Source organism: Nonomuraea salmonea (assembly GCF_042428605.1).
GTDB lineage: Bacteria > Actinomycetota > Actinomycetes > Streptosporangiales > Streptosporangiaceae > Nonomuraea > Nonomuraea salmonea.
On sequence record NZ_JBHMCF010000040.1, the window covers coordinates 292,442 to 313,236 of the forward strand.

General features: G+C 70.9%; 21 protein-coding genes. 14 read left to right on the forward strand and 7 right to left on the reverse strand.

The window, feature by feature from the left end; translation table 11 throughout:
• Window positions 1-107: 107 nt before the first annotated feature.
• From ACFFR3_RS36430 to katG, 3 genes are all read left to right on the forward strand, one after another.
• Window positions 108-686 (forward strand): TetR/AcrR family transcriptional regulator, encoded by a 579-nt coding sequence (locus ACFFR3_RS36430; protein WP_379484611.1) that lies wholly within the window; start codon window positions 108-110, stop codon window positions 684-686.
• A 93-nt stretch (window positions 687-779) separates the two neighbouring features.
• Window positions 780-1,220 carry a Fur family transcriptional regulator gene (locus ACFFR3_RS36435; protein ID WP_345393356.1) on the forward strand — a complete coding sequence of 147 codons (441 nt, stop codon included), beginning with the start codon at window positions 780-782 and terminating at the stop codon, window positions 1,218-1,220.
• A gap of 34 nt (window positions 1,221-1,254) precedes the next feature.
• Complete coding sequence (katG, locus tag ACFFR3_RS36440; RefSeq protein ID WP_379484612.1) at window positions 1,255-3,483, forward strand: catalase/peroxidase HPI; 2,229 nt, start codon at window positions 1,255-1,257, stop codon at window positions 3,481-3,483.
• Between the two features lie 64 nt (window positions 3,484-3,547).
• Here the strand turns inward: katG and ACFFR3_RS36445 are convergent, their stop codons facing one another.
• Window positions 3,548-4,384 carry an SCO6745 family protein gene (locus ACFFR3_RS36445; protein ID WP_417629303.1) on the reverse strand — a complete coding sequence of 279 codons (837 nt, stop codon included), beginning with the start codon at window positions 4,382-4,384 and terminating at the stop codon, window positions 3,548-3,550.
• A 63-nt stretch (window positions 4,385-4,447) separates the two neighbouring features.
• Between ACFFR3_RS36445 and ACFFR3_RS36450 the strand changes: the two genes are divergently transcribed.
• The 4 genes from ACFFR3_RS36450 (at window position 4,448) to ACFFR3_RS36465 (ending at window position 8,385) form a co-directional block, all read left to right on the forward strand.
• Window positions 4,448-5,053: a CGNR zinc finger domain-containing protein gene (locus ACFFR3_RS36450; RefSeq protein WP_345393347.1), complete on the forward strand. Its 606-nt coding sequence runs from the start codon at window positions 4,448-4,450 to the stop codon at window positions 5,051-5,053.
• 80 nt (window positions 5,054-5,133) lie between these two features.
• Window positions 5,134-5,517 (forward strand): TIGR03618 family F420-dependent PPOX class oxidoreductase, encoded by a 384-nt coding sequence (locus tag ACFFR3_RS36455; RefSeq protein WP_345393344.1) that lies wholly within the window; start codon window positions 5,134-5,136, stop codon window positions 5,515-5,517.
• Between the two features lie 466 nt (window positions 5,518-5,983).
• Window positions 5,984-7,363 (forward strand): phenylacetate--CoA ligase family protein, encoded by a 1,380-nt coding sequence (locus ACFFR3_RS36460; RefSeq protein ID WP_379484614.1) that lies wholly within the window; start codon window positions 5,984-5,986, stop codon window positions 7,361-7,363.
• Window positions 7,360-8,385: a hypothetical protein gene (locus ACFFR3_RS36465; RefSeq protein WP_345393335.1), complete on the forward strand. Its 1,026-nt coding sequence runs from the start codon at window positions 7,360-7,362 to the stop codon at window positions 8,383-8,385. Before ACFFR3_RS36460 ends, ACFFR3_RS36465 begins: the two co-directional genes overlap by 4 nt.
• On the opposite strand, the gene ACFFR3_RS36470 is transcribed toward ACFFR3_RS36465, so the two are convergent.
• A complete protein-coding gene (locus tag ACFFR3_RS36470; protein ID WP_379484615.1) occupies window positions 8,372-11,506 on the reverse strand; it encodes an AfsR/SARP family transcriptional regulator in 3,135 nt (1,044 codons plus the stop codon). The two genes, ACFFR3_RS36465 and ACFFR3_RS36470, sit on opposite strands and share 14 nt — an antisense overlap.
• A 143-nt stretch (window positions 11,507-11,649) precedes the next feature.
• Window positions 11,650-13,092: an MDR family MFS transporter gene (locus ACFFR3_RS36475; RefSeq protein WP_345393328.1), complete on the reverse strand. Its 1,443-nt coding sequence runs from the start codon at window positions 13,090-13,092 to the stop codon at window positions 11,650-11,652.
• Between the two features lie 486 nt (window positions 13,093-13,578).
• Here ACFFR3_RS36475 and lgt point away from each other — a divergent pair, with 486 nt between their 5' ends.
• Together lgt and ACFFR3_RS36485 are read left to right on the forward strand one after the other, a co-directional pair.
• Complete coding sequence (gene lgt, locus ACFFR3_RS36480; protein WP_379484616.1) at window positions 13,579-14,418, forward strand: prolipoprotein diacylglyceryl transferase; 840 nt, start codon at window positions 13,579-13,581, stop codon at window positions 14,416-14,418.
• A 19-nt stretch (window positions 14,419-14,437) separates the two neighbouring features.
• Window positions 14,438-15,079, forward strand: a complete 642-nt coding sequence (locus ACFFR3_RS36485) for a class I SAM-dependent DNA methyltransferase (RefSeq protein ID WP_345393322.1) — start codon at window positions 14,438-14,440, stop codon at window positions 15,077-15,079.
• 4 nt (window positions 15,080-15,083) lie between these two features.
• Here ACFFR3_RS36485 and ACFFR3_RS36490 read toward each other — a convergent pair whose 3' ends face one another.
• Window positions 15,084-15,479, reverse strand: a complete 396-nt coding sequence (locus ACFFR3_RS36490) for a hypothetical protein (protein WP_379484617.1) — start codon at window positions 15,477-15,479, stop codon at window positions 15,084-15,086.
• Window positions 15,480-15,727: 248 nt separating this feature from the next.
• Here ACFFR3_RS36490 and ACFFR3_RS36495 point away from each other — a divergent pair, with 248 nt between their 5' ends.
• The 5 genes from ACFFR3_RS36495 (at window position 15,728) to ACFFR3_RS36515 (ending at window position 18,259) form a co-directional block, all read left to right on the forward strand.
• Window positions 15,728-16,111, forward strand: coding sequence for a nuclear transport factor 2 family protein (locus ACFFR3_RS36495; RefSeq protein WP_345393319.1), 384 nt, complete (start codon window positions 15,728-15,730; stop codon window positions 16,109-16,111).
• A gap of 60 nt (window positions 16,112-16,171) precedes the next feature.
• Window positions 16,172-16,378 (forward strand): hypothetical protein, encoded by a 207-nt coding sequence (locus tag ACFFR3_RS36500; RefSeq protein ID WP_345393316.1) that lies wholly within the window; start codon window positions 16,172-16,174, stop codon window positions 16,376-16,378.
• A 336-nt stretch (window positions 16,379-16,714) separates the two neighbouring features.
• Window positions 16,715-17,101, forward strand: a complete 387-nt coding sequence (locus ACFFR3_RS36505; RefSeq protein WP_379484618.1) for a hypothetical protein — start codon at window positions 16,715-16,717, stop codon at window positions 17,099-17,101.
• A gap of 125 nt (window positions 17,102-17,226) precedes the next feature.
• Window positions 17,227-17,646, forward strand: a complete 420-nt coding sequence (locus ACFFR3_RS36510) for a hypothetical protein (protein ID WP_345393308.1) — start codon at window positions 17,227-17,229, stop codon at window positions 17,644-17,646.
• 187 nt (window positions 17,647-17,833) lie between these two features.
• The gene (locus tag ACFFR3_RS36515; protein WP_379484619.1) at window positions 17,834-18,259 is read left to right on the forward strand and encodes a hypothetical protein; all 426 of its coding nucleotides are present in this window, start codon (window positions 17,834-17,836) and stop codon (window positions 18,257-18,259) included.
• A gap of 74 nt (window positions 18,260-18,333) precedes the next feature.
• Here the strand turns inward: ACFFR3_RS36515 and ACFFR3_RS36520 are convergent, their stop codons facing one another.
• The 3 genes from ACFFR3_RS36520 to ACFFR3_RS36530 all read right to left on the reverse strand — a co-directional run bounded on the left by ACFFR3_RS36520 (window position 18,334) and on the right by ACFFR3_RS36530 (window position 20,694).
• On the reverse strand, window positions 18,334-19,038 hold the full coding sequence (locus ACFFR3_RS36520; protein WP_379484620.1) for a VOC family protein: 705 nt from the start codon (window positions 19,036-19,038) through the stop codon (window positions 18,334-18,336).
• Window positions 19,039-19,140: 102 nt separating this feature from the next.
• Window positions 19,141-19,566, reverse strand: a complete 426-nt coding sequence (locus ACFFR3_RS36525) for a MarR family transcriptional regulator (RefSeq protein ID WP_345393302.1) — start codon at window positions 19,564-19,566, stop codon at window positions 19,141-19,143.
• Between the two features lie 228 nt (window positions 19,567-19,794).
• The gene (locus ACFFR3_RS36530) at window positions 19,795-20,694 is read right to left on the reverse strand and encodes a LysR family transcriptional regulator (protein WP_345393298.1); all 900 of its coding nucleotides are present in this window, start codon (window positions 20,692-20,694) and stop codon (window positions 19,795-19,797) included.
• Window positions 20,695-20,795 lie beyond the last annotated feature (101 nt).

Below are 20,795 nucleotides of genomic sequence, written 5' to 3' on the forward strand. Positions count from 1 at the left end.
TCCACGTGAAAAGCTCCTAGGGTGAGTAAACGCTCACTAACTTGTTCGGCGATGCTAGTGAGCGTTTACTAACCACGTCAAGCGCCGCCGAGGGAACCGGATGGGACATGGGAACGAGGGACGTGATCCTGGACGCCGCCGCCGCGGTGATGGCCGAGCACGGTCTGGCCAACGTGACGACCAGGCAGATCGCGCGCAAGGCCGGCTTCACCGAGGCCGCCCTCTACAAGCACTTCGCCGGCAAGGCCGACCTGCTGGTGGCCGTCCTGCGCGAGCGCTCCCCCGGTTTCGGCGCGCTGGCGGCGGCGCTGCGGGGCGGAGCCGGCCTGGAGAAGGACCTGACCGCCGTGGCGGGAGCGGCGATCGCGTTCTACCGGGCCGGGTTCCCGATGCTCGCCTCGATCTTCGCCGACCCCGGCACGCTGTCCGCACACAAGGAGGAGCTGCACCGGCAGGGCGCGGGCCCGCACAAGGCGAACGAGGCCGTGGCCGCGTACCTGCGCCGCGAGCAGGAGGCCGGCCGGGTGCGCGCCGGCGCCGACGTACGGGCGGCGGCGGGCCTGCTGCTGGGCGCCTGCTTCCAGCACGCCTTCCTAGAGCACATGTCGCCACCGGCCGAACGCGACGACGACGCGGCGGCGGCGGCGGGTTTCGTCCGCGCCCTGCTCGACTCGCTGACCCCCTGATCCAAGGAGCGGTCAAAGTTCCTTGAGACGACACTAAGATTGCATCATTCGTTATCTTGTATCGTTCGCGTTTAGGTGATTAGGTTGGGCGCTATGACCGCACCCCAGACGCCGACCGGCGCCGAGGAGCTACGCAGTGTCGGGCTGCGGGTGACCGCCGCCCGGGTCGCGCTGCTCGAGACCGTCCGCGACGGTGACCACCTCGACGTCGAGGCCATCGCCTCCGGGGTGCGCGACCGCGTCGGCCACATCTCGCTCCAAGCCGTGTACGAGGCGCTCAACGCCCTCACGGCCGCGGGCCTCGTCCGCCGCATCGAGCCGGCGGGCAGCCCGGCGAGATACGAGGGCCGGGTCGGCGACAACCACCACCACGTCGTCTGCCGCGTCTGCGGCGCCGTGGCCGACGTCGACTGCGCCGTCGGACACGCGCCGTGCCTGCACGCGTCCGACGACCACGGCTTCACCATCGACGAGGCCGAGGTCATCTACTGGGGCCTGTGCCCCGACTGTTCCACCGCCACCAGCAGCTCTTGAGCACCCTGAGTCACATAGTCCGGAGGGATTCCCATTGTCTGAGAACCACGACGCGATCGTCACAGACCCGAAGACAGAGGATGGAGGCGGCTGCCCGGTAGCCCACCGCGCGCTCCACCCCACCCAGGGCGGCGGCAACCGTCAGTGGTGGCCTGAGCGGCTCAACCTGAAGATCCTGGCGAAGAACCCGGCCGTGGCCAACCCCATGGGCGAGGACTTCGACTACGCCGAGGCGTTCAAGAGCCTCGACCTGCCGGCCGTCAAGCGCGACATCGCCGAGGTGCTGACCACCTCCCAGGACTGGTGGCCGGCCGACTTCGGGCACTACGGGCCGCTCATCATCCGGATGGCCTGGCACAGCGCGGGCACCTACCGCATCAGTGACGGCCGCGGTGGCGCCGGCGCGGGACAGCAGCGCTTCGCCCCGCTCAACAGCTGGCCCGACAACGGCAACCTCGACAAGGCCCGCCGCCTGCTGTGGCCGGTCAAGAAGAAGTACGGCAAGAAGCTGTCCTGGGCCGACCTGCTGATCCTGGCCGGCAACGTGGCGCTGGAGTCGATGGGCTTCAAGACGTTCGGCTTCGCCGGCGGCCGCGAGGACGTGTGGGAGCCGGAGGAGGACGTCTACTGGGGCCCCGAGACCACGTGGCTCGGCGACGCGCGCTACACCGGTGACCGCGAGCTGGAGAACCCGCTCGGCGCCGTCCAGATGGGCCTCATCTACGTCAACCCCGAGGGCCCCAACGGCAACCCCGACCCGCTGGCCGCCGCCCGCGACATCCGCGAGACGTTCCGCCGCATGGCGATGAACGACGAGGAGACGGCCGCGCTGATCGCCGGCGGTCACACGTTCGGCAAGACCCACGGCGCCGGCCCCGCCGAGCACGTCGGCCCCGACCCCGAGGCCGCGCCGCTGGAGGAGCAGGGTCTCGGCTGGCGCAACTCCTTCGGCACCGGCAAGGGCGGCGACGCCATCACCAGCGGCCTCGAGGGCATCTGGACCCCCACCCCGACCCAGTGGGACAACAGCTTCCTCGAGACCCTGTACGGCTACGAGTGGGAGCTGTTCAAGAGCCCCGCGGGCGCCTGGCAGTGGCGGCCGAAGGACGGCGCCGGCGAGGGCACCGTCCCCGACGCCCACGACCCGAACAAGCGGGTGGCCCCGACGATGCTCACCACCGACCTGTCGCTGCGGGTCGACCCGATCTACGAGCAGATCACCCGGCGCTGGCTCGACCACCCCGACGAGTTCGCCGACGCGTTCGCGCGGGCCTGGTTCAAGCTGACCCACCGCGACATGGGCCCGGTCGTGCGCTACCTCGGCCCCGAGGTGCCCAGCGAGACGCTGATCTGGCAGGACCCGCTGCCCGAGCGGACGTACGAGCTGATCGACGCCGGTGACGTCGCCACCCTCAAGAGCCAGATCCTGGCCTGCGGCCTGTCGGTCTCCGAGCTGGTCTCCACCGCGTGGGCGTCGGCCTCGTCCTTCCGTGGCAGCGACAAGCGCGGCGGCGCCAACGGCGCCCGCATCCGCCTGCAGCCGCAGGCCGGGTGGGAGGTCAACGACCCCGACAGGCTCGCGACCGTGCTCGGCGCGCTTGAGGGCGTCCAGAAGGCGTTCAACGGCGCGCAGACCGGCGGCAAGCAGGTCTCGCTCGCCGACCTGATCGTGCTGGCCGGCAACGTCGGCGTCGAGAAGGCCGCCAAGGACGCGGGCTTCGAGATCGAGGTGCCGTTCCGTGCCGGTCGTGTGGACGCCACGCAGGAGCAGACGGACGTCGAGTCGTTCGCCGCGCTCGAGCCGACGGCCGACGGCTTCCGCAACTACCTGGGCAAGGGCAACCGGCTGCCGGCCGAATACCTGCTCATCGACCGCGCCAACCTGCTGACGCTCAGCGCGCCCGAGATGACCGTCCTGGTCGGCGGCCTGCGCGTGCTCGGCGCCAACCACCAGCAGTCCCAGCACGGCGTCCTGACCACGACGCCCGGCACGCTGACGAACGACTTCTTCGTCAACCTGCTCGACCTGGGCACCACCTGGACGGCGACGTCCGGCGACAGCAGCACCTTCGAGGGCCGCGACGCCGCCACCGGCGAGGTCAAGTGGACCGGCACCCGCGCCGACCTGGTCTTCGGCTCCAACTCGGAGCTGCGGGCGGTCGCCGAGGTGTACGCCTGCGACGACGCCAAGGAGAAGTTCGTCAAGGACTTCGTGGCCGCGTGGGACAAGGTCATGAACCTCGACCGGTTCGACCTGTCCTGATCGCCAGGTCTCACGGGCCCGCCACCTTCCAGGTGGCGGGCCCGCCTTTTTTGTACGTGGTACGTCAGGTGACGGTGATCTTGCCGATGCCGAGCGTGGTCTGGGAGGGCAGGATGCCCGACTCGAACACCGCGCCGAGCAGCGGCAGGTTCAGCTGCGCGAGCAGCGCGGCACGCTCCTCACCGAGCGCCTTCCAGGGCCCGGCGGCGAGCTGGTCGGTGTGGCGTTCGACCCGGTTGCGCAGGGCGCGGCCCTCCGGGGTGGCCATGCCGTCGGCGTCCACGAGCCCCCTGGCGGCCAGCCGCTCACGGGCGGCGCCCCACTCCTCCTCGCTCCACCCGCGTCCGGCGAAGTTGGCGACCGGCGCGGCCCCGACGGCGGCGAACGACACCAGCGCCTCGCACCCGTCGAGCCCCGCGGCCTGCAACGCCGTCAGATGCCCGTCGCCGCGGTGCTCGCGCAGCACCGTGTACGCCTGCCACAACCGCACGTGCGGCTCGTCGGGCCAGGGCAGCGCCAGGTTGGCGGCGGCCAGCGGCCGGTGCGCGACGTCGGCGCTCTCCGCCGCCCTGACCGCCAGCTCCGCCGCCTCCGCCAGCGGCTTCACGTCGTCCACGAGGGCCCGGATGGTCCGGTCCACGGCCCGCAGCCGGGCTTCTAGCACCTGCTCGGGGGAGGCCGTCTCCCAGATCGCCGGGACGTATTCGGCGATCATGGCCGGGCTGAAGCTGTAGTAGGTGGCCGCGACCAGGCCACGCCCCGCGGCGCCGAGCACCGCCGTACGCCAGGCGAAGTAGCTCGGCCAGCGCGGCTCGACGGCGTAACCGAGGGCGGCGGCCTCCTCGAACGCTTCCTTGCTGAAGTAGAGCGGCGCGTGCACCGGCTCGATCTGGTGCCACATCTGCCGGGCGAGCTGGTCGAAGGTCACGAAGGATCCTCACTGTCTAGATAAGCTATGCCAGTGATGGTAGAAGCGTGGCGAATCACTGGTCAAGCCGAAATAGACAGTTATGTCGGGAGCAGGGTCGAGCTGGCCGTCCAGCTGATCAACTCCCTGGCCACGCCGCACGCGCACGGCCGCGGCGTCACGCCACCTCCGCCGGGAGCCGACCGCCTCGCGGCGGTCGTCGCCGCACAGGAGCGCCTGACGGTCCACCCGCCCGCGAGCGTCCTCACCCCGGCCGACGCCGACCGCCTGGCCGGGATCGCCGCCCGCCTGCGCCCGCTGTTCGCCGCCGGCGACCACCTCCTGGACGCGGCGGCCGGCCTCAACGACCTCCTCGTACGCCACCACGCCGTCCCCAACCTGCACGGCAGCCCCGCGAACCCGCTCGGCCTGTCCTTCCACCGCCCCGACGCCGACCCCGTGGACGCCTGGGCGGCCGACATGGGCACCGCCCTCGCCATGGTGATCGGCGTCGGCCAGTCCGCCCGCCTCGGCGCCTGCCAGGCGGAACGATGCTCCCTGGTCTTCTACGACACCACGAGGAACGCCTCCCGCCGCTTCTGCGACCTGTCCTGCCAGAACCGCGCCAAGGCCAGCGCCTACCGCGCGAGAAGACGCGCCTGACCCTTTGGGGTTCCCTCAAGAGACTCACGGTGTTATGGTCGTGGAGTCTCTTCAAGGAACCCAAAACGCAGGAGCGGACCATGCTGAGCCCCGCCGTACGCCGCGTCCTCGACGGCACCCCGATCGCCCACCTCGCCACCGTCCTGCCCGACGGCTCGCCCCACAACGTCCCGATCTGGATCGGCACCCACGGCGACCACGTCGCCTTCCTCACCGGGCCGCGGTCGCGCAAGGCCCGCAACCTGCGGGACGACCCCCGGGTGGCGGTGTCCATGACGCCGGCCGACAACCCGTTCGAGCCGGTCATCGTGCGCGGCAGGGTCGTCGAGTGGCTCGACGGCGACGCGGCCTGGGACATCATCGACGGGATCGCCCAGAAGTACATCGGGCAGCCGTACTCACGCGACGAGGACCGCGTGGTCGCCCTCGTCAGCCCCGACCACCAGATCGTCGGGCGCGCCTGACCCACACGGCCGAGCCCGGGTCGCAACCGGCCCACCGCACCAGCACGAGCGCGCCGCCCAGCACGATCACGGCGCACCCGGACACGAAGCCGAGCATGATCGCGCCCTGCCTCGTGCGCACACCACCGTGATCGTGTGGTGATCATGTGCAGGGTTTGTGGAGGCGGGGGCGATCGTTGCGGTGAGGAGATCACTCACGCGCCTCGCCGCGGGCTTCCGCGGCAGGCATCCGAAGGGAGAACCCTGTGGTCAAGATGAGCATGCGCTACGCCAGGTACGCGCTCAGCACCCTGACGACCGCGCTGTTCCAGATCCCCGCCACCTGAGGGAACTGAGCCGGCCGGTCCCTCCGGGGGGCCGGCCGGCCGGGGTCGCTCCGTTCCGATGAAGTGAGGTGTCCTTGCTCGCCACAGCCGCTCGACAGCTTCGTCACGCCGCCACCGTGCTCCGCGGCGGGAAATTCGACGTGGACGCCCTGGGGAAGCTGGTGACCGACCTCCGCGGGATGCTGGCCGAGCTGGGCGAGCCTGGTGAGGGCCCGAACGACCTGCTGCCCGGCGGCGGCGTCGACGATCCGGAGATCAGGCGCTCGATGGCGGACCGCCGGCTGCGGCAGGCGATCAGGCGGGCGGCCGGGCACACCGCGTACTACCGGCTCTGGTTCGAGCAGCACGGCCTCGATCCGGCCGGGATCGGGCTCGACCAGCTCTCCCAGGTGGCCACCACCCCCAAGTCGGCCCTGCGCGGCGCCGGCCCCGCGTTCGTGTCGGACGTGAGCGAGCCGGTCCTGATGGCGCAGACCACCGGCACCACGGGCACGCCGGCCATCGTCTGGTTCTCGCGCTACGAGCTGGAGCTGGCGGCGGTGCTGTCGGCGATCTCGTACCTGATGGTGGGCGACACGCGCGAGCACCACGTCGGGCTGTCGTGCATCAGCTCGCGCGCGACCGTCGGGCTGGTCACGGCGCAGCGGGCGCTGACCATGGTGGGCGCCGGCTTCATCGCGCAGGGGCTGGTCGATCCGGGCATCGCGCTCGACCGGCTGGCCGCGCCGCTGCACCTGCCGGGCAAGCTGCCGTACGTCAGCGACCTCTACACCGTCCCCTCCTACCTGGGTGCGCTCGTGCAGCGGGCCGAGCGGGACGGCTGGCAGGCGAAGGACTTCGGGCTGCGCCGGGTGATGACCGGCGCGGAGATCCTCACCGACGCGCTGCGCGAGCGCGTACGCGAGACGTTCGGCGTGCCGGTGTCCGACGTGTACGGCATGACGGAGCTGGTCCCCACCACCGGCATGGTGTGCTCCAAGCAGCACCTGCATCTGGCCGTCGAGCAGGCCCACTTCGAGATACTCGACGTGGACGCCGACACCCCGGTCGCCGCCGGCGAGGTCGGCGAGCTGGTCGCCACCCCGTACACCCCTTACCGCGAGACGACGCTGCTGGTCCGCTACCGGACGGGCGACCTCGTACGCCGCCTGCCCGACGAGCCGTACGGCTGCGAGCTGGCCGCGCTCCCCGCCACGTCCAGGATCGTCGGGCGGGCCTCCCACTACGGCGGCGGCCCGACCGACCGCGACATCCTGGAGGTGCTGCAGGCGGTGCGCGAGGTCCCGCTGCCGACCAGGTACGCGCTGACCGGCGACCCGAAGAAGCCCGACCTGCATGTCGTCGCCCCACGCCGGGGCGGCACGCTGGGCCGCATCGAGGAGCTGGCGACGGAACGCGCGCTCCCCGTCGCCGAGATCGTGCTCGTGGACACCGCCGACGAGCTGCCCGAGCCATGCCGGGTGCGCGCCGACCTGTACGAGCACAGCTTCGAGTCATCGCCCTCCGGAGACCCCCGATGATCACCTTGCCGAACCTCGCCCTGCTCGACGTCGTCATCGCCGCGATCGTGCTGGGCGCACTCGGCTACGTGCGGCGCTACTCGCTGCCGCGCCCGCCGATCGGCTACTCGACCACCTCCGACGTGCTCATCATGAGCTGCCTGGTGGTGGTGATGCCCGTCGGTTACCTGGCGCTGCCCGGCCCCGCGGTCTCCGCCGTGTTCGGCGTGCTCTTCCTGGCCAGCGTCCAGATGACGCTGGCGCCGGTGATCGGCGGCCGGCGGGCCACGCTCGCCTCGCTGCTGCTGGTCGCCGTCACGGTGGCGGCCGCGGTCGCCGGGCTCGACGGCATGGTGCTGGCGTTCAACGCGCTGCTCATCGCGATCTCCGTGATCGGTGTGACCAGCCTGTGGGCGCAGACCGGCATGTCGGCGGGTCACGTGGCGGCGTTCGCGACCGTGCTGGCGGTGTACGACCTGTTCGCGACCGGGCTCGGCGACCTGACCGACCGGTTCCTCGCCCAGGTGGTGGGCCAGCCGTTCGCGCCGCTCCTGGCGGTGACGGGCGGGACGGCGCCGGTGGCGGCGGGCCTCGGCGACTGCCTGATGCTCGCGCTGTGGCCGATGGTGGCGGCGAAGGCGTACGGCAGGGTGGCCGCCTGGATCGGCGCGGTCGCGGGCATCGGCCTGATCGTGCTGGTCGAGATCGGGTTCGCGACCGGGGTGCTGCGCTCGGGGATGGCGTTCCTGACCGTGCTCGGTCCCGCGATCCTCATCCAGTACGTGCTGTGGCGCCTGCTTCGCGGGGCCGAGCGGCGTACGTACGCGTGGCTCGGCGTCCCCGCCTCGGGGCTGGACACCTCCGGCCGCGTCGAGCGGCTGACCGGCGCGCTGCGCGCCGCGCAGACGGCCGAGACGCCGTCCGGCACCTGGGTGGCCGTCGACGGCGACGCGGTGATCGCGCACGGCCCGACACCGGGTACGGCGCTGCGTGCCGCCCGCCGCGCCGGTTACGAGGGCACACCGTTCGTCAAGCAGATGTGACCAGCGCGGCGGTCAGCACGCGCTCCTGCGCCCCCGCCGCGCTGACGACCGCGTGCGCCCGCCGCCACGTCTTCCTGGCCGCATCCGCCTGCCCCATGGCCTGCCTGGCGTGGCCCAGCAGGATCAGCGTCCTGGCACGGGCGAGCCGCTGCCCGGTCCTGCGGAAGACGTCGAGCGCCGCGCCGCAGCTCTCCTCGCAGGCGGCCGGCTCGCCCAGGTCGAGCTGGGCGGCGGCGACGGCGGCGAGCGCCCTGCCCAGCGCCAGGCCATAGCCACGCTCCGCCAGCTGGCGTGCCTGCTCTGCGCGGGCCAGCGCCTCGGCGGGCCGCCCCTGGGCGCGGGCCAGCTCCGAGCGGATCAGCAGCAGCTCCACCTGGTTCGACCGGTGGCCGGTGCGCCCGGCCGACGACTCGGCGGCGGCGAGGCGCTCGCCTGCCTCGGTGAGGTCGCCGCGGCGCAGGTGCACGAGCGCGTGCCCGACCAGCGCGCGTACCTCGACCTCGGTGTTCTCAGCGCTCCTCGCCACGGCCGCGGCCTGCTCGTGGGCCCGCAGCGCGTCGTCGTAACGGCCGGCGTCGCGGTGGACGCAGCCGATCGACTCCAGCGCCATGGCCTCGACGTACGGTGACCCGATCTCGCGCCCGGCCGCCAGCGCCTGGTCGAGCGTGGCCTGGGCGTCCGCCAGCCGGCCCAGCTCCCGCCGCACCACGCCCAGGTTGGTCAGCAGGACGGCTTCGAGCTGGCGCTTGCCGACCTCGGCGGCCGCGGCCAGCGCCTCCAGGTTGCGCTGCTCCGCCTCGCGCAGGAGGCCCAGGTCGAGGGTGAGCGAGGCCAGGTTGCCGAGGCTGGACGTCTCGCCCGCCCGGTTGCCCAGCTCGCGGTCGATCGCGAGGGCCCGGCGGAACTGATCGGCGGCCTGCTCCGCGTCGCCCGCCTGCGCGAGCGCCACCCCGCCGGCCCGCAGCACGGCCGCCTCGCCCGCGAGCCAGCCGGCCCGGCGCAGGAGGGGCAGCGCCTGGCGGTAGGCGTCGATGGCGGCGTCGAGGTCGGTGATGCGCCAGCGCACGTAGCCGATCGACATCAGCATCGCGCCCTGCCCGAGGTCGTCGTGGTCGGCGCGGGCGGCCTTCAGCCCCAGCTCGGCGATGCGCAGGCACTCGGCGACCGGCCGCCGCCAGGGCAGCACGTCGCGCAGCGCGTCGGCCAGCCGCCAGGCCATCGCGTACGGGCCGCGCTCGGCGGCGCGGGCGACCAGCGCGGCCACGATGTCCCACTCCCGCTCCAGCCAGCTCTCCGCCTCCGCCCGGTCGGCGAACGTCAGCGGCGTCACCCCCGTGTCAGGGCCGCCCGGCGCCGGCCCGACCACGCGGACGTCCACGTGCTCGCCGGCCGCGACGATCGTGCGCAGATAGAAGTCGAAGTAGCGGGTGACCGCCAGCTCGCGCTCCTCGGGCGGGTCGTCCGCGAGCGCCTGCTCCGCCGCGTACGTGACCAGCAGGTCGTGGCAGGTGTAGCGGCCTGGCCCGGCGTTCATCAGGTGGACCCGCGCGAGGTCGTCGAGCAGCCCGGCCGTCTCGCCCGCCGGGAGGCAGGACAGCGCGGCCGCGCCGGGCACCGTGACGCCGGTGTTGGGCAGCAGGCCGACCAGCCGGAACAGCCGCCGGCCCGCCGGGGTCAGCGTCTCGTGGGAGCGGCCGACCGCGCCGCGCACCGCCGTACGCTGGTCGCCCGGCACCTCCAGCTTGGACAGCAGGTTCCGCTCGTCCAGCTCGGCCACGTAGTCGGCGAGCGCGCGGTGCGGGCTCGCCGCCACCTTCGCGCCCGCCACCCGCAGCGCCAGCGGCAGCCGCGCGCACAGCTCGGCCAGCCGGGCCGCGACCTGCGGCTCCCGCTCGATGCGGTCCTTCCCCACGGCGTCGGCGAGCAGGTCGAGCGCCGCGTCCTGGTCGAGCACGTCCAGCGTGACCGACGCCGCCGACTCCAGCGCCACCAGGCCGCTCAGCCGGTCGCGGCTGGTGACGAGCATCCGGGAGCCGCTGCCCGGCGGGATCAGCGCTCTGATCAGGTCGGGGTCGGCGGCGTTGTCCAGCACCACGAGGACGCGCTGCTCGGCCAGGATCGACCGGTAGAGGCCGATCTGTGCCTCCAGATCGACGGGGATGTCCTTCGCCGGCCAGCCGAGCGCCTGGATCAGCCGGGGCAGCGCCTCGGCCGCGCTCATCGGCGGCGCCCGGTCGAAGCCGCGGGCGTCGAGGAAGAGCTGGCCGTCGGGGAAGCGCTCGGCGACGCGGTGGGCCCAGTGGACGGCCAGCGTGGTCTTGCCCACTCCCGCGCCCCCGACCAGCAGGGTCAGCATCGCGTGCGGCGTCTCGTCCAGCCTGGCCAGCTCCGCCCGCCGGCCCACCAGGCGGCCCAGCGCTGGCGGGAGCTGGCGGGGGACGATGCGGCGGGCGCTCTCGCGTACGGGCGGGGTGAGGGTCTCGTCGTTGCCCAGGATCGCGGCGTGCAGGTCCTGCAGCTCGTGGCCTGGCTCGACGCCCAGCTCCGCCCCGAGGACGGCGCGGACCCGGCCGTACATCTCCAGCGCCTCCGCCCGCCGGCCCGACCGGTGCAGCGCGAGGATGAGCTGCCGCCAGACGCGCTCGTTGATCGAATTGGCCTCGGCCAGCGCGCGCAGCTCGCCGATCAGCTCCTCGTGCAGGCCCAGACGCAGGCGGAGGTCCGTCCAGTCGCAGCGGGCGGACAGCGCCAGCTCCTCCAGGTCGGCGACGCGCGGCAGCACGCTCGCGGTGAGCTGCGCGTCCTCGGCCGGCCTGCCGCGCCACAGCGCCAGCGCCGACCGGTACGCCTCATGGGCCTTCGCCAAGTCGCCTGCCTCGGCGTGGTGGCGGGCCTCGCTCAGCGTGTCCTCGAAGAGGAACAGGTCGAGCTGGTCGCGGTCGAGGGCGAGGAGATAGTGGTGGTCCTGGGTGACGAGGCTGGGGGCGACCGTACGGCGCAGGCGGGTGACGTAGCTGTGGATGTTGGACACCGCCGAGGCGGGCGGATCTTCCCACAGGCAGTCGATCAGCCGCTCGAGCGAGACCGGCGTGTTGGGGTAGAGCAGCAGGACGCCCAGCATCGACCGCTGCTTTCCCGGGACGTGTACCGGCCCGTCCGCGGAAAGGGCCTGAACAGCACCGAGAATGCGAAACGCGGTCACAGGCGACCTTCCTCGTAGACGATGACGAGTTGTACACCGGCCGCCGCGACCGCGCAAGACGCCTACTTCGAGGCGTCGGCCCTGGCCGGAAGGAGCAGGGCGGTGACCACCACGGCCACCGACAGCACCGCGCCGATGACGAAGGCCAGCTGCATGCCGCCGAGGTCGGCGAGCACGTCGCTGACCCCTGACTCCCGCAGCGACGCGCTGCGCGCGCTCATCACGGTGATCACCATCGCCGTGCCGATGGCCGCCGCGACCTGCTGCAACGTGCTGAGGATCGAGCTGCCGTGCGAGTAGAGCGCGGGCGGGACCGCGCCGAGCCCGAGCGTGAAGACCGGGGTGAACGTGGCCGCCAGGCCGATCGACAGCAGCGCGTGGAGCGCCAGGAGCTGCCAGTAGGGCGTCGTCATCGTGATCTGGGTGAACCCGGTGAGCGACAGCATGATCGCCACCGCGCCCGGCACCACCAGCACCCGCCCGCCGAACTTGTCGAACAACCGCCCCACGGCCGGCCCCAGCAGCCCCATCGCCAGACCGCCCGGCATGACCAGCAGCCCGGTCTCCAGCGGGCTGAACGCCCTGACGTTCTGCAGGTAGAGCGGCAGCAGCACCATCGAGCCCAGCATCGCCATGAAGGCCACCGCCATCATGATCAGCGCGACGGTGTACGTGCGGTTGCGCAGCGTCCGCAGGTCGACCAGCGGCACCCCGCGCCGCTGCAGCACGAGCTGCCGGACGACGAACACCGCGATCGTCACCAGCCCGGCCACCACGATGGCCACCGCCATCCCGGCGTCGCCGCCCTCGAACCGGCTCAGCCCGTAGACCAGCCCGCCGAACCCGGCCGCCGCCGTCACCACGCTGAACCAGTCGATCGTGCCGACCCGCGGCTCCCCGACGTTCTGCAACTGCGCGAGGCCACGCCACGTGACCAGCGCCGCGATCGGCAGCACCACCGCGAACAACAGCCGCCACGACCCGAAGCTCAGGATCAGCCCGGAGATCGTCGGCCCCATGGCGGGCGCCACCGAGATCGCCAGGCTGACGCTGCCCATCACCCTGCCCCGGTTGTGCTCCGGCACGACGTGCATCAACGTCGTCATCAGCAGCGGCATCATCACGGCCGTGCCCGACGCCTGCACGATGCGGGCCCCGAGCAGCACCTCGAACGACGGCGCCACCGTGGCCAGCGCGGTGCCCAGCAGGAACAAACCCATCGCGGTGGCGTACGCGCCGCGCGTGGTCACCCGCTGCAGGAACCACCCCGTGATCGGGATCACCGCGGCCATCGTCAGCATGAACGCGGTCGAGAGCCACTGCGCGGTCTGCTCGCCGATGCTCAGGGCCGTCATGAGGCGCGGGATCGCGTTGATCATGATCGTCTCATTGAGGATGACCACGAACGTGGCCAGCACCAGCAGCCGGATCACCGGCGGCGTGCGCCGTGACCCGGCGGCCTCCTCGGCCTTCGGTGGTGCTGCGTCGTGCGTTGAAGTGATCACGGAGCCTCGATCTCGGTCGCCCGTCAACAGGGGATCAGAAGGGGTGTTCTCTGGGACGGTCATCGTCGTCATGCACATACTGACCGCCGCCACCGACAGAACTCATCGGCGGTCTGCACGGGCGGTTCCGTGCGGGCTGGTCTCTCCGGAGCTGCTCTCTGCGGGCGGCCCTGCAGGATTCTCCGCAGGCAGTCCGCGCGACGCGGCTCTGCGGAAGCTCTCTGCGGGACAGTCCGCGCGGGGCGGTTTCGCGGGGGGCGGTTCTACGGGGGTTCTCTACCGGAAGGTCTCTACCGGAGGGTCTCTACAGGGGTCTTACCGTCGTTGGCGCACCCTCCCTAAGCGCCGAGCCGGGCGCTCCTCATTCCCGATTTATGCGGATATTTCGTGATCGAATCTGCTTCCCGCGCGTGCGTGACCATTCCGGAAGGTCCGATCAGGTCACGTACCTGCCCATCCGGGGCCGCATCCGTTAGCGTCACCACCATGCCCCTCGCCCTGATTCCCAGCCCTCCGGAGGGGGTCTGGCATCTCGGGTTCATCCCGATCCGGGCCTACGCGCTGTGCTTCATCGTGGCCATCGCCGTCGGCATCTGGATCAGCGACCGCCGCTGGCGCGCCCGAGGCGGCGAACCGGGCACGATCAGCGACATCGCCGTCCCCGGCGTCGTCTTCGGCCTGATCGGCGCCCGCCTCTACCACGTCATCACCGACTGGCAGATCTACTTCGGCCCGCGCGCCATCAAGGAGCCGTACCAGGCGCTGTTCATCTGGGAAGGCGGGATGAGCATCTGGGGCGCGGTCGCGCTGGGCAGCGTCGGGGTGTGGCTCGCCTGCCGCCGCCGCGGCCTGTCGCTCGGGGCCGTCGCCGACACGGTCGCGCCCGGCATCGCCATCGGACAGGCCATCGCGCGGTGGGGCAACTGGTTCAACCAGGAGCTGTACGGCAGCCCCACCACGCTCCCCTGGGGCCTGGAGATCGACCAGGCGCACGGCGGCGAGCCCGGTGCCCTCTATCACCCGACCTTCCTGTACGAGTCGCTGTGGGACCTCGCGCTCGGCCTCGCCCTGATCGGCATCGGCCGCCGCTTCGACCTCCGGCACGGGCGGTTGTTCGCCGTCTACGTCGCCGGGTACACGCTGGGCCGCTTCTGGATCGAGGGGCTGCGGATCGACGCGGTGGGCGGGGTGGATCACGCGGTGACGTTCCTGTCCCTGCGGATCAACCAGTGGACGTCGATCGTGCTGTTCGTGGGGGCGCTCGTGTCCTTCTGGCTGACCCGCCGTAAGGACGCCGAGGAGATCGTCGTACCGGCCAGGTCCTGATCGGCTACAGTCGTCCGCCATGGCCGACGAACCCTCCCCCTACCTGACCGCCACCGCCACCGCGTACGACGCCGTCGCCGACCTCTACACCGACCTGGTCCGCGACTCGCTCGACGGCCTGCCCCTGGACCGCGCGATCGTCGCCGCCTTCGCCGACCTCGTACGCGCGGACGGCCCCCGCCCGGTCGTCGAGGCCGGCTGCGGCCCCGGCCACATGACCGCCCACCTGCGTGACCTCGGCCTCGAAGCCTCCGGCGTCGACCTCTCGCCCGCGTTCATCGAGATCGCCCGCCGCGACCACCCCGGCCTGCGCTTCGAGCTCGGCTCGATGGGCGCGCTCGACGTACGGGACGGGTCGCTGGGCGGCCTGCTGTCCTGGTACTCGATCATCCACACTCCGCCGCAGGAGCTGCCGCCCTACCTGACGGAGTTCCGCCGCGTCCTGGCCCCCGGCGGCCACCTCCTGATCGGCTTCTTCGAGTCGGAGGGCGAGCCGGTGACGGAGTTCGACCACAGGGTCACCGCGGCCTACCGCTGGCCCATCGACGAGATGGCCGACCTGCTCCGCAAGGAGGGCTTCACGGAGGTCGCCCGCATGCTCCGCGAACCGCTGGAGGGAGAACGCTTCCGCCGCGGCCACCTCCTGATGCGCGCGGTGTGACCCACTAGGGCTCCCAGATCGATTCGAGCCGCTGAGCGAGTTGATCCTCCGTCCCCCCTCGATTGAGAAAGGCCCGAATCTCCTGAGCCTGAGCGATCGTCGGCAGCCGCCCGTCAAGCAGAAAAGGCAGCAGCAACCGCCGCGCCACCAGCTCACGCTCAGAGATCCCGTACGGCCTGCGCACCACCGCCACATTGACCCGCAGTCCATGCTCGTTCCCCGGCGGAACACCGGGCCGATCGACCTCGATGGCGACGTACCGAAACCCGTTGGCCAGATCACAAGCCGCACACCCCACCGGCCCCCGGCTCAACCGGCCCCCGCACTCCCCGCAGGTGAGCCGATCGTAGGCGGCATCCACGACTCGCCAGAGATGCCTGTCCGGCTCATCAACCACCATGGAGGCGACGTCCCGCTCCTCCTGAGGGCCGAGCCCGCCGAACTCCCGCGCAACGAACGCCCGCCACCCCGCCTCGACGACCTCGTCGACAACGGCGGCACAGGCCCGGCACCCAGGCGCCCCAGCAGGCTCCCACCGCTTACACGAGACGCACCGCCGCACCCAGGAAACGCTAGCCCGCACCACCCCGGAACTCACCCGAATATCCCCCGGCGAAGCTGTCGGTGCCACTGTGTAACGTCCTTCGAGTGGACGACACCGCCAGAAGCCGCCAGGCCGCACACGCGTATGTAGACAGCGCCGAACGCCGCGACTGGGACACCTTCAGCACCCTGCTGGCCGACGACGTGGTGTACGAGATGCCCCAAACCCGCGAACGCATCCGCGGCAGGAAAGCATTCCTCCAGTTCAACATGGACTACCCCGGCGACTGGCACATGGAGCCCCGCCGCATCCTCGCCGACGGCCTCCACGCCGCCGCCTGGATAGACGCCCGAGTCGGCGACGAACACCAGGACGCCTGCATCTGGTTCGACCTCTCACCCGAGGGCCTGATCACCAAGATCACCGACTACTGGCCCGAACCCTACGACCCTCCAGCGGGCCGCACCCACCTCGTAGAGCGCTACTGACCGCCGAAGGCGGGCGGGGCAGTGGCCGGTTGGATAGCGGGTGGTTACGCGGCGCTTGTCGTGCTTCTGGGTACCTTGGGATGGTTCACCTCGAAGAGGGGCGTTCCGGATGCCTTCGCCATGGCACAAGGGGTGCTGACCCTGCCCCTGAGTTATCTCGTCTCCCGGACCCGCTTGAGCGGAATCGCCTGGATCATCGCTGTTGACCTGGTCGGTCTCATACAGGCAGGCATTGTGTGGTCGGCGCTCACGGCCTTTGACGTGTGATTCTCCCCTGGAAAAGCACGGTGCAGTAAAAAGAAGGCCGGTTTTTGGGCGGCCTGGCAGATCATGGCGGCATGGAGGTTTGTCTGAAGCACCGCAGCGAAGACTCGCCTTCCTAGTTTGCGGCGCCGGTCTTCAGGGGTTCCTCTGCGGCCCTGTATGCCTGGACGAGTACGTCCAGAATTCCCCGAAGCCGATGCTCTCATCGCGCATTGCTGACCCTGCGCGGCGCCTCTTGGGTGTGGGCCCAGCAGCGCAGAAGGGGTGGAAAGATCAGAGCCGCGGAGCCGTGCAGGAAGGGCTCTGCCGTACCCCCCAACCCGAAGGTGGCTTCTCGACATGCCTATGCCCGTGAAGGTCGCCAGGAACCTGATCTGGATCCAGGCGACGCTCGCCCTGCTCAGCCTCATCCTGCTGTTTCTGGCTCTGTTCACCGACTCGCGGAGCGCCGTCCAAGACCTGCTCTACGCCCCCATCCACCTCCCAGCACTGATCACGGGCCTGTTGGCCAACAAGTGGCACACCCGCCGGCCTCGGTTACGCCTCGTCACCGTCGCCGTCCAGCTCGTCATCCCCGTGCTCGACGTCATCGAGTTCCTGATCGACGGCACTGTCACCTGGGTCGTCAGCGCGCCCTGCACCGCACTCATCGTCACTCTGCTCCTGCTGCCGTCGGCGAAGGCCTGGTTCTCCACCTCGTCCTGGCGCGTCCCGGCGCCCGGCTGAGCGTCACGGCTTACTGCGGGATGCACGGAGCCTTGCCCGATCTTGTCCATATATGGGGGATCGCGACAGAATCAGTTCAGACTTCAACTTCTCAGTTGGAGCGTCACCCCATGGATAGGAGAGGCATGAAGCGCACCATCTCCGTTCTCGCCGCCGGCGCCCTCGGCGCCACGCTCGCCGGCACGACTCCCGCGTCCGCTTCCTCCGTTGACTGCACCACCGGCGAATACACCCGGGTCGTGAATACCTACGTGCCCACCAACGTCGAGCGCTCCGGGGTCGACAACGCGCTCTACAACATCAACGGGCCGCAGCCACACACGTACGAGATCTGCCTCGACATCCCCGACGGCGAGACGTTCACCATCAAGCTGAAGAATCTCAACGACGGCTTGAAGACCTTCTTCACCGATGACCGACCTGGCGACAAAATCCTCCGTTACACCATTCCCGCCAACTTCGCCTGGCAGGTGCACGGCACGTTGACCAGCCCCGGCAGCACTTTCCTCTATTACACCTGGCACGAGAAGCGCACCCCGGCCTGATGCCGAACGCAGGGTGACCGCCAAGGCCACATCCCGGCCACGGGGTGTGGCCTTATAACCATCACATCACTTGACTTAAGATCGCAGGATTTTTTGCCCGCCCTTGTCCGGGAGTGTGCACGCACGCCAGAATCAGTTCATCCTTCAACTACCCGGTTGGAGACTCACTGCACGGATGAGGAGAGGCATGAAGCGCACCATCTCCCTGCTCGCCGCCGGGGTCCTCGGCGCCACGCTCACCGTCACCAGTCCCGCATCCGCCGCCACCTCGGACATCGACTGCGCCGCCGGGGACTACACCCGGGTCGTGAACAGCTACGTCCCCTCCAATCTCCAACGCCCCGCGATCGACGGCCGCCAGTACAACATCGGTGGCTCGTTCGCGTACGACTATGAAATCTGCCTCGACATCCCGGACGGCGAGACGTTCACCATCGAAGTACGGATCTGGAACAACGGGCAGCAGACCGCGTTCGTGGACGACCGGCCCGGCGACAAAATCTTCCGCTATTCGCTGGAGCCGGACAGCTTCTGGCAGGTCTACGGCACACTGACCGGCCCCGGCAGCACGTACATCGATTACAGCTGGTACGAGAAGCACGTCCGGTCCTGATTTCCCGAAGGCCACATCTCCATCAAGGCGATGTGGCCTTTCACCTGGGCGGCGAAAGGAACACGCCCGCCGCCTCACGTGAGGGCGGCGAGGCCGGAGACTCCTGAGGGGGCGCGGAGGGCGATCTCGTCGCCGTCCTCGGTGCGCAGGCCCACCCCGTGCAGGCCGGGCCCGCCGGAGACGAACCGCAGGGGCAGGTCGTCGAACGTCTCCTTGCCGATGTGCTCCTCGACCTCGGCCGGATCGTTGCCGAGCTCCAGCCAGGCGACCGCGGCCAGCGGACGTTCGTGCGTCATGGGCGTCGTGCGGGCGGGGTGGCGGCTCATGTCCTCGTGGTAGTACCAGTTCGGCAGCCCGCGCGCCCACGTCTTCCGTGCGTCGCCGGGCGCCATGATCGTCGTCGTGGACGTCCCGTCGGGGTGCAGGGCGCCCCGGGCCTCGATGACCTCCCCGCCGAGCCGGCGGGCGACGTCCTGGAGGTCGGCGCGGCTGCGCGCCCGCAGGTTCCACGTCATCCAGTGGTCGCCCCGCCGGGTGGTCCGCTCGAACCAGTCACGGAACGCGCCCAATCCCGGGGGCAGCTCGGCGTAGTGGTCGATGACCGACTCGACGTTGACGAAGGCGCCGCCGGGCAGCGGGATGACGCGGTGCGCGGTGGGCATGACCTCCAGCCAGCCGCCTTCGTGGCTGCGCAGCCCGGTCTCGCGGCGCAGCCGTTCCGCGCTCTCGTAGAGGTGACGTACGCCGAGCGTGACGTGGTCGAGGTCGTAGACAGGCACCCTGAACCTCCGGACATCCGATGGACTCATCAGCAAATCAGATTTGATTGCAAACCTAATTTGCGGGCAGCGGGGTGTCAACGACGGGGCGTGAAACCGGGCTCAGTCGGACTGGCGGGTGAGCTTCATCGTCTCGCGCTCATAGGTGAGCAGCGCGTCGATGACGAGCTGCCGCTGCGCGGGCTCCAAGGGCTCCAGCGCGGTACGCCAGGCGTCCGCACCCGCGGCCAGCCAGCCCTCGATCGCCTCACGGTGCTCGTCGGCGATGCTGACGATGGTGCGCCGACGGTCGCGTTCGTCCTCGTGGCGGGCCAGGATGCCCTTGCGGCTCAGGTCGTTCACCATGAGGCTGACCGTCGTGGAGGCGACCTGGAGGCGTCCGGCCAGCGTCTTCACCGTGGCGGGGCCGTCGTGCAGCAGCAGGGCGAGCAGCGACAGGTGGCGCGGCGTGAGCGCGAAGTCCCGCAGCTGCCCGGGCACGGGGGTGCGCTTGGCTCGCGCGATGAGCCGCGGCATCAGCAGGATCATCTCTCGTACACCTTGGTCGACGGTCGGCCCGTCCGCTGGCATCGAGTGATCCCCTTCGTGGCTGCTCGGGCACCCAGTATCGAGGAGCGGGCGGCGGGTTGTCCAAATGCCGTTTCGTACCCGCCGCCGGCGAGCGCGCCCCGGCCGCTCTGCCACTTCGTCGGCGACCGTGTGCGGGTCGGTCTACACCCAGTACCTGGTGAGAACCGGCCGGAGGCTTACCCGGCGTCATACCGACGCGGCCGCGGCGCGCAGGGCCGCGACGACGACGCGCTGCCCTGGAGACGGCTCTGACCTGGTCACGGTCAGGGTGATGCGCCCCGAATAGGCGGGATCGTCCACCTCAACGGCGGCGATCTCGGCGGGCAGGCCGGAGACGGCGATCCGGGGGACGGTCGCGATGCCGAGCCCGGCGGCCACGAAGCCGAGCCTGGCGTTCCAGTCGCGGATGCGGTGGACGATGCGCGGCTCCCGCAGCGTCGGCCAGGCGCCGAATTGCGGGTCGCCGCGCGGGCCCGTACCGACGATCCAGGGCTCGCCGGACAGATCCTCGACCGAGACGCGCGACCGTCCGGCGAGGCGGTGGTTCTTCGGCACGGCGACGATGCCCATGCCGCCGGTCGTCAGGCGTTCGGTGTGCAGGTCGTGGAGGTCGTAGTCGGGCAGGCCCTGACCGACGGCGATCACGGCGACGTCGACGCCGCCGGCCCGCATTTGGCGCAGGAGCGCGGGGCTGGACGCCTCGTGCAGCTCGACGGCCAGCGCGGGGTGCTCGGCGCTGAGCGCCGCCATGGCTTTGGGGATGAGCGACCAGGTCGCGGTCGGGAAGGCGCCGAGCGTGACCTGCTCGGCGAGCGGGTCGGCGAGCGCGGCCAGCTCGCGGCCCAGCGCGTCGAGCTCGGCCAGCACGGCGGCCGCCCGGCGCGCGACCGCCTCGCCTGCTCGGGTCGCCTCCACCCCACGGGCCTTGCGGACGAACAGCGGCGTCCCCGCCGCCGACTCCGCGGCCGCGACCTGCCGGGAGATCGCCGACTGCGTGTATCCGAGCAGCTCAGCGGCCGCCGTGAACGATCCGGTGCCGACGACCGCGTGCACGACCCGCAGCGCGGGAACGGTGAATTCCGCCATGCGCTCAACCTAAGCCATGCGCACTCCGCATGTCTCCTGTGCGAAAGCCTCGCTTGTGGAATGACTCGTACGTCCGGATGCTGGAAGGAGGAAGACCTGGA